Here is an 8260-nt window from a genome sequence, read left to right on the forward strand (position 1 = left end):
GCCACCTTCAACCGCCCAGCGATTTCCGATCATGACGCAAGCCCCGACGCCTTCCGCCGACACCGACGATCTCGTCTACACGGTCGTCATCAACGACGAAGAACAGTATTCGATCTGGCCGACGTTCCGGCCCGTGCCGGCCGGCTGGCGCGAAGTCGGCGTGAGCGGCCCGAAAGCCGACTGCCTCGCGCACATCGAGACCGTCTGGACCGACATGCGCCCCGCGAGCCTGCGCCGCGCGATGGACGGCGAGCGCGCATCGCGCGCGTCGTGACCCGCTGCGCCGCGTTTGCGGCGCGCCACCTGAAGAGGACGTTGCATGACCCTGCTTTCGTTGCCGACGCTCGACGACCTGCATATCGAGCCGGGGCTGCCCACCGTCGTGTCGCCGCGCGGCGACGACGGGATGTCGATCGACGACGTCGCGCCGCTCGCGCGCGAGATCGCGGCCGACACGCTCGAACGGGCGGGCGGCGTGTTGTTCACGGGCTTTCACGTGCCGTCGATCGATGCGTTCCAGCAATTCGCGGCATCGTTCGGCGATCCGCTGATCGGCTATGAATATGCGTCGACGCCGCGCAGCCAGGTGGAAGGCGCGGTCTATACGTCGACCGAATACCCGCCGCACCGCGCGATTCCGCTGCACAACGAGCAGTCGTACACGCGCGAATGGCCGCTGCGGATCTGGTTTCACTGCGCGCTCGCCGCGCCGAAAGGCGGTGCGACGCCGATCGCGGACAGCCGCGCCGTCTATCGCGCGCTCGATCCTGCGCTGATCGCGCGCTTCGAGAAGCGCGAGCTGCTGTACGTGCGCAATTTCGGGCAGGGGCTCGACCTGCCGTGGCAGCAGTCGTTCGGCACCGACGAGCCGGCCGAAGTCGAGCGGATGTGCGCGGCGCGCGGCATCGAGTGCGCCTGGCGCACCGACGACGACGGCGAGCTGCTGCTGCGTACCCGCGAACGCTGCCAGGCCGTCGCACGCCATCCGCGCACCGGCGACCGCGTGTGGTTCAACCAGGCGAACCTGTTTCACCTGTCGGCGCTCGACGACGACATGCAGGAAGCGCTCGTCGACGCGGTCGGGCTCGAGAACGTGCCGCGCAACGTGTATTACGGCGACGGCGAACCGCTCGAAGCCGATGCGCTCGCGGAGATTCGCGGCGTGCTCGACCAGCAGCGCATCGTGTTCCCGTGGCGCACGGGCGACGTGCTGATGCTCGACAACATGCTGACCGCGCATGCGCGCGACCCGTTCGAGGGGCCGCGCAAGGTCGTGGTCGCGATGGCGCAGAGTTATACGGTCCCGCGCGACCGAACGGAGGATTGATGACGCGTAGTACCGCCGCGCTTGCCGCGCGCGGGCTGTCGGTAGGGTATCGCGACCATGTCGTGATCGACGGGCTGGACCTGTCGATCGCGGCCGGCCGCGTAACCGCGCTGTGCGGACCGAACGGCTGCGGCAAGAGCACGCTGCTGCGCACGCTCGCGGGCCTGCAGCCCGCGCGTGCCGGCCATGTCGAAGTGAACGGCCAGCCGCTCGCGGCGTTTCGCCGTCGCGCGCTCGCGCGCGAGCTCACGATGCTCGCGCAGTTCAACCAGATTCCGTCGGGCCTCACGGTGCGCGAGCTCGTCGCGTACGGACGTTATGCGTACGGCGGCTTCCTGCGCGGCCTGTCGAGGGCCGACCATGCGGCGATCGACGAGGCGCTCGACACGAGCGGCCTCGCGGGCGACGCGGAGCGCGACGTCGGCGCGCTGTCGGGCGGCGAGCGCCAGCGCGCATGGATCGCGATGGCGCTCGCGCAGCAGGCGCCTATCGTGCTGCTCGACGAACCGACGACCTATCTCGACATCCATCACCAGCTCGACATCCTCGATGCGCTGCGCACGCTGAACCGCACGCGCGGGCTGACGATCGTGTGGGTGCTGCACGACCTGAACCAGGCGGCCGCGTACAGCGACGAGATCGTGCTGATGCGCGCGGGTCGCCTCGTCGCGCAGGGCACGCCCGACGCGATGCTCGATCCGGCGCGGCTGCGCGCGGCGTTCGGCGTCGAGATGCTGAAGCTTTCGCATCCGCAGACGGGCGCGCCGATGTGCGTGCCGGCCTACGGGCGGACGACCGACGGCGTGCCGCAGGCAGCCGGCATCTTCGACCGGGATCTCGCCGTATGACGACGTTCGCGATGCGCAAGCGCCTCGCGGCGGCGGGGAAGGGCACGGCGTCGGGCCGGGCCAGTGCAATCGCGTTCGGCCTTGTCGCGCTGATTGCCGCGCTCACGGTGCTGCGCGTCGCCCCCGATCTGCGCGTGTGGTGGGGTGCCGTGCCCGGCAGCGATGCCGCCGCGCTCGCGCACGTGTTCCTGTTCGACCTCAACCTGCCGCGCGTCGCGGCCGCGCTCGTCGCGGGCGGCTGCCTCGGCATCGCGGGCGCGCTGTTCCAGTCGCTCACGCGCAATCCGCTCGCGTCGCCCGACCTGCTCGGCGTGACGGGCGGTGCCCAGCTCGGCCTGCTCGCGGCAATGCTCGTGCCGGCGCTGGCCGGCGTGGCGTCGGTGCCGCTGCTGTTCGTCTGCGGGCTGGCCGCGGCCGCCTGCGCGATCGTCGCGGCCGGCGGCTGGCGCGCGACACCGTTGCGCCTCGTGCTCGCGGGAAGCGTGTGCATGCTGCTGTTCGCGGCGCTTTCGACGCTCGTGCTCGCCTTCTTCGAGCAGAACATCGCGGGCGCCGCGCTGTGGACCAACGGCAGCCTCTATCAGCCGGGCGCGACGGGTCTTGCGCTCGCCGCGCGCTGGCTCGTCGTGCCGCTCGTCGCGTTGCCGTTGGTGATCCGGCCGCTCAATCCGCTCACGCTCGGCGACGATGCGGCGGCCGCGGCCGGCGTGCGCGTCGATGCGACGCGGCTCGCCGCGACGATCGTCGCGGTCGCGTTCACGAGCGTGGCGGTCAGTATCGCGGGCCCGCTGTCGTATGTCGGCCTCGTCGCGCCGAACCTGTTGCGCCGGTGCGCGGCGCACGTGCGGCGCGGCTCGGCGTGCTGGTGCCGCTGTCGGCGCTCGCCGGCGGTGCGCTCGTGCTCGTCACCGACAGCGCGGTGCTCGCATCGGGTCTCGACGCGACGCTGTCGACCGGCGTCGCGATCGCGCTGGTCGGCACGCCGCTGATGCTGGCGATGATCCGGCGCGGCGCCGCGTGGTCGGGCGTGCTGCACGCGGACGCCGAACGCGCGGCCGGCGGCGGCTCGACGCGGCTCGTCGGCTGGCTCGAACGGCTCGGCTGGCCGCTACGCACGGCGCTGTTCGTCGCGGCGGGCGTGCTGATCGTGTTCGTCGGCGTGTCAGCCGGCCCCGAGTGGCTGTCGATCGCGCGCTGGTCCGATGCGCTGTCTGGCCACGATGCGCTCGCGCGGATGCTGATCGACCTGCGCATGCCGCGCCTGTTGTGCGCGCTGCTTGCCGGCGCGCTGCTCGCGGTGAGCGGCGTCGCGATGCAAAGCGTCGTGCGCAATCCGCTCGCGGGGCCCGAAGTGCTCGGCGTCACGCAGGGCGCGGGGCTCGTCACGCTGTTCGCGTTGTCGACATGGCCGCTGATGGGGCATGTGACGCTCGCGGCGGCTGCGCTGATCGGCGGCGGCCTGTCGCTCGCGATCACGCTCGCGCTGAATCACCGGCATCGCTATGCGCCGCTCGCGGTGGCGCTGACGGGTATCGTGATCGGCGCGCTGTGGACGACGCTCGCGCAGTGGTTGATCACGCAGGAAAGCGTGCAGCCCGCACGCTTCGTCGTGTGGCTCGTCGGCGGTACCTATGGCCGGAGCTGGGGCGAGGTGTCGATGCTGCTGCCGTGGTGCGTGCTCGCGGTGCCCGTGTTCGCATGGCTCGCGAAACCGCTCGACATGCTCGCGCTCGGCGACGACCGAGCCGCCGCGCTCGGCTCTGCCGGTGGCCGCGCTGCGGCCGCTCGCGCTGACGATCGCGACGCTCGCCGCGTGCGCGGCCGTCGCGGCGGTCGGGCCGGTCGGCTTCATCGGGTTGATGGCGCCGCACGTCGCGACGATGCTCGGCGCGCGCCGGCACCGGACGCGGCTGTGGCTCGCGGCCGCTTGCGGCGCGCTGATCCCGGCGTGGCGGATCTCGCGGCGCGTACGGTCGTCGCGCCGCGCGAAGTGCCGGCCGGCGTGCTGACCGCGCTGATCGGCGCGCCGTACCTGCTCGGGCTGCTGATCCTCGAGGGGCGCCGCGCCCGGCGCGCAGGGCGATGACGCCCGCGCTCGACGGCGCGCGCGCCACGCGTTTTTCGACATTCGCGCCCGAACCGTTCGCCGAACACCTCGACGTCGTCTGGCTCGGCATGCCGGACGACGCTCACGATGCACCGGGCCGTATCGTCGTACCCGTGAGCGCGTTGCCCGCGCACCGCGACATCGTGCTCGACGCGATGGTCGGCCATTACGGCGGCGATCCGGCGCAGCATGCGCGCGCGCTGATGTCGCAATGGAGCAAATACTATTTCGGCCGCGCGGCGCCGGCCGGCGTCGTCGCCGCGCTGACGCTCGGCCGGCCGCTCGACATGACGCCCGAGCGGACGTTCGTCGCGCTCGACGACGGGATGCCCGCCGCGCTGTATTTCCCGCACGATGCGCTCGGCGCACCGTGCGACGACCCGGCGCCCCGCTATGCGGGGCTCGTCGCGCATCTCGGCACGGTGATCGACCTGCTCGCGGCGATGGGCCGCGTCACGCCGCGCGTGCTGTGGAGCAACGCGGGCAATCTGCTCGACTATCTGCTCGATACGTATCGTTCGCTGCCATCCGTGGCCGATCCCGTGCGCGATGCGGACTGGCTGTTCGGGTCGAGCTGCGTGCACGGCGAGCCGAATCCGCTGCGCGCCCCCGTGCGCGATGCCGTGCCGCGCTCGGCGCTGCTGCCGACGCCGTTTCGCGCGCGCCGCGTGTGCTGCCTGCGCTATGAAATTCCCGGAGAAACGCAACTGTGTGGAAGCTGCCCCTTGCTACTGACGATGGACGACGCGGCGCTGGCCGAGCAGGACGCGATCCGGTGACGAATAGCGGCCGCCGGCACGCGCTCGGCGCACTCGCGGCGCTCGGCGCCGCGTGCTGCGGCGCGCTTTCCGCTCCGTCCCGCGCGGTTGCCGCGACGCTCGATGTCCATCGTGCTCAGGGCGTACGTACGCCGGGGGCGGTGTCGCTGGCCGGCAATCCCGTCGTGTCGCAGGCGAGCGCGACGATGCCGGTGTGCCCGCAACGCGTGGTCGCGCTCGACTTCATGTTCGCGGAAAGCGTGATCGCGCTCGACATCGTGCCGGTGGGGATGGCCGATACCGCGTTCTATCCGGGCTGGCTCGGTTATCAAAGCGACCGGCTCGCGAACGTGACCGATATCGGGTCGCGCCAGGAGCCGGGCCTCGAAGCGATCGCGGCGGTCAAGCCGGACCTGATCATCGGTGTCGGTTTCCGGCATGCGCCGATTTTCGATGCGCTCGACCGGATCGCGCCGACGATCCTGTTTCAATTCAGTCCGAACGTGTCGGACGGCGGCGTGCCGGTCACGCAGCTCGACTGGATGCGGCAGATCTTCCGGACGATCGGTGCGGTGACGGGGCGCGACGCACGTGCGCAGGCGGTCGATGCGCAGCTCGATGCGGGCATCGCGCGCAATGCGGCGCGGCTCGCGGCCGCGGGCCGCAAGGGCGAGCGCGTCGCGCTGCTGCAGGATCTCGGCTTGCCCGACCGCTACTGGGCCTATACGGGCAACAGCACGTCGGCGGGCCTCGCACGGGCGCTCGGGCTCGATCCGTGGCCGAAGAAGCCGACGCGGGAAGGCACGCTGTACGTAACGTCCGCCGACTTGCTCAGGCAGCGCGACCTGGCCGTGATGTTCGTGACCGCATCGGGGATGGACGTGCCGCTGTCCGCGAAACTCGATTCGCCGGTGTGGCGCTTCGTGCCCGCAATGAAGGAACACCGGATCGCGCTGATCGAACGCAACATCTGGGGGTTCGGCGGGCCGATGTCGGCGCTGAAGCTGGCCGACGTGATGACCGATACGATGCTGAAGCTGCCGGCCGCGCGTTGAGTGTGCGGCGGTCGATCGGTGGAGGGTTGCCGCTTCGGCTTCGACGGGCAGGGCGTTGCGGTTGCCCCGACTCGCGGTGAATCACCGGGTCCTTCCACGAACGCGCCACGCTGCGCACCCTAAACATTCCCTTCCGAAACGAAAATCGCCGACGCACTGCCATTGCAGCGCGTCGGCGATTTTTTCATCGACTTGCCGTGTTACGCGCTCAGCGCATCGACACCATCCTGCGCGCGAGACCGCGCCGGCGACGTGTCGCTGACGATGCGCCCGTTGTCGAGCTTCAACAGGCGGTCGGCGAGATCGAAGTAGCGGTCGTCGTGCGTGATCACGATCACCGCCTTGCCGCGCGCACGCAGCTCGGGCAGCAGTTGTTCGTAGAACACGGCCTTGAACGACGGGTCCTGGTCGGCCGCCCATTCGTCGAACAGGTAGAACGGCCGGTCCTCCAGGTACGCGACGACGAGCGCGAGCCGCTTGCGCTGCCCGGTCGACAGTGCGCGGGTCGAGAACGCGCCGTCCACCACCTTCACCTTGTGATCGAGCGCGAGCTTCGCGACGAGCGCGTTCGCGCGTGCATCGGCCTGCGCGCGGGACGGATCGTCGGGATCGACGATGCCGAGCAGCGCATCGAACAGATGGAAATCGTTGAACACCGCGCTGAAGCGCTGACGGTACGCGGCGCGCTCGCGCCAGCCGATCGTGCGGCCGTCTACCTCGATCGTGCCTTCTTCCGGTTCGTAGAGCCCCGTCAGCACCTTCGCGAGCGTCGTCTTGCCGCTGCCGTTGCCGCCGACGATGAACACGAGCTCGCCCGGCTGGATCGTCAGGTTGATCGGCCCGATGCTGAACATCCGTTCGTCACGCTCGTGGAAGTACGCATGCGTGACGCCGCGCAGCGTGACGGCGCCGGCCGGCGGCACGTCGGGTGCGTCGGCTGCCGGCGGCACCGTGCGCAGCGCGCCGAATTCGGCCATCACGCCTTCGATCCGCGTGAGCGACACGCGGGCCGCGTTGACGGTCGGCAGGTTGTTCAGCAGCCCGTCGAGCGGCACGAGCATGAACAGGAACACGACGACGTAGCCGGCGGCCGCGGCTGGATCGGCATGCACGCCGAGCTGCGGCCAGAACGACGCGATGCCGAGGAACACATAGAACAGGAAGATGATCCAGCCGACCCCGACCGCATACGCGCTGAATGCGCGGCGGCGGTGGTCGCGCACTTCGCCGATCGCGGCGCCGAGCTGGCCGTCGACGAACTGGCGTGCGCGTTCGTCGTGCAGCTTCAGCTCCTTCGCGCCGGAAAACAGCGAGCCGAGATAGCCGAACAGGCGATCCTGCGCCTGGCCGGCCGCTTCGAGCGACGCGATCGCGCGGCGGTCGCCGGTGTGATAGCCGAGCGAGCCGGCGAGGATCGCGGCGAGCGCCAGCAGGCACACCGGCCACGACAGCCACGCGAGGTAGCCGAGGCAGCCGAACACGATCGAGCCGTGCATGACCAGGTTCGGCAGCGCGAAGAACAGCATCGACACGTTGGTGGCGTCGTCGGTCAGCACCGACTGCACGGGCGCCGCGCCGATCCGCTCGATGTCGCGCAGCTCGGCCGCGCCGACGCGCCGCGCGAGATGCACGCGCAGCCGCGCCATCGTGTCCTGCGACAGGCGCGCGAACAGCGTGCCCGACACGATCCGCGTGACGAGCGCGATCACGGCGCACAGTGCGAAGCGCCACGCGAGCGACGCGTCGGCCGCGCCCGGCTGCGACAGCGCGCGGTTCAGCGTCGCGACGAGCAGCACGCTCGCGACGCCGTTCAGCACGCACGCGGTGAGCGCCAGCGCGAGCGACACGCGGCTTTCGCGCAACAGCGCAAGGATCAGGCGCGCCGCGGGGCGGCCGGGGGAAGCGTCGAGGGACGGCGGGGAGGAAGGCTCGTGGGCGGCTGTCATCGGCAACGTCGGTAAGGGAAGGCAAGCGAAAAAGCGGGAACGGCAAAACTGACGCGAAAGCGGCGGGCGAGGCGGGGCCCCGTTCCGGCTTTCCTCCCTGATAGACGAACGGGCCGCGCAAATATTTAGCGGCCCGTTCAAAAAAGGCGTCCGCACGCGCTTTGAGCGCAAAACGGTAAAAAATCGGCGGCGCCATTCGTCACACCAGTGAAGCCGCCC

6 protein-coding genes and 1 pseudogene are annotated in these 8260 nt (G+C 70.6%); 6 read left to right on the forward strand and 1 reads right to left on the reverse strand.

The window, feature by feature from the left end; all coding sequences use genetic code 11:
- Positions 1-31: 31 nt before the first annotated feature.
- The 6 genes and pseudogenes from LXE91_RS13670 (at position 32) to LXE91_RS13695 (ending at position 6095) form a co-directional block, all read left to right on the forward strand.
- Complete coding sequence (locus tag LXE91_RS13670) at positions 32-274, forward strand: MbtH family protein (protein WP_039358664.1); 243 nt, start codon at positions 32-34, stop codon at positions 272-274.
- Between the two features lie 45 nt (positions 275-319).
- Positions 320-1327 (forward strand): TauD/TfdA family dioxygenase, encoded by a 1008-nt coding sequence (locus tag LXE91_RS13675; RefSeq protein WP_039358661.1) that lies wholly within the window; start codon positions 320-322, stop codon positions 1325-1327.
- On the forward strand, positions 1327-2175 hold the full coding sequence (locus LXE91_RS13680; RefSeq protein WP_039358658.1) for an ABC transporter ATP-binding protein: 849 nt from the start codon (positions 1327-1329) through the stop codon (positions 2173-2175). Before LXE91_RS13675 ends, LXE91_RS13680 begins: the two co-directional genes overlap by 1 nt.
- Positions 2172-4261, forward strand: a pseudogene (gene fhuB, locus LXE91_RS13685) (Fe(3+)-hydroxamate ABC transporter permease FhuB). Before LXE91_RS13680 ends, fhuB begins: the two are co-directional and overlap by 4 nt.
- Positions 4258-5061 (forward strand): siderophore-iron reductase FhuF, encoded by an 804-nt coding sequence (gene fhuF / locus LXE91_RS13690; protein ID WP_039358654.1) that lies wholly within the window; start codon positions 4258-4260, stop codon positions 5059-5061. Before fhuB ends, fhuF begins: the two are co-directional and overlap by 4 nt.
- Entirely contained in the window at positions 5058-6095 is a 1038-nt protein-coding gene (locus LXE91_RS13695) for an ABC transporter substrate-binding protein (protein ID WP_039358653.1), read from the forward strand. Before fhuF ends, LXE91_RS13695 begins: the two co-directional genes overlap by 4 nt.
- Before the next feature lie 200 nt (positions 6096-6295).
- Here LXE91_RS13695 and LXE91_RS13700 read toward each other — a convergent pair whose 3' ends face one another.
- Positions 6296-8041, reverse strand: a complete 1746-nt coding sequence (locus LXE91_RS13700; RefSeq protein WP_039358650.1) for a cyclic peptide export ABC transporter — start codon at positions 8039-8041, stop codon at positions 6296-6298.
- Positions 8042-8260 lie beyond the last annotated feature (219 nt).

This window comes from Burkholderia contaminans (assembly GCF_029633825.1).
GTDB lineage: Bacteria > Pseudomonadota > Gammaproteobacteria > Burkholderiales > Burkholderiaceae > Burkholderia > Burkholderia contaminans.

Bases quoted from the DNA above. Each gene is read 5' to 3' on its own strand.
- LXE91_RS13675 (WP_039358661.1), top strand. From the start codon at position 320: ATGACCCTGCTTTCGTTGCCGACGCTCGACGACCTGCATATCGAGCCG.
- LXE91_RS13680 (WP_039358658.1), top strand. From the start codon at position 1,327: ATGACGCGTAGTACCGCCGCGCTTGCCGCGCGCGGGCTGTCGGTAGGG.
- fhuF (WP_039358654.1), top strand. From the start codon at position 4,258: ATGACGCCCGCGCTCGACGGCGCGCGCGCCACGCGTTTTTCGACATTC.
- LXE91_RS13700 (WP_039358650.1), bottom strand. From the start codon at position 8,041: ATGACAGCCGCCCACGAGCCTTCCTCCCCGCCGTCCCTCGACGCTTCC.
- LXE91_RS13670 (WP_039358664.1), top strand. From the start codon at position 32: ATGACGCAAGCCCCGACGCCTTCCGCCGACACCGACGATCTCGTCTAC.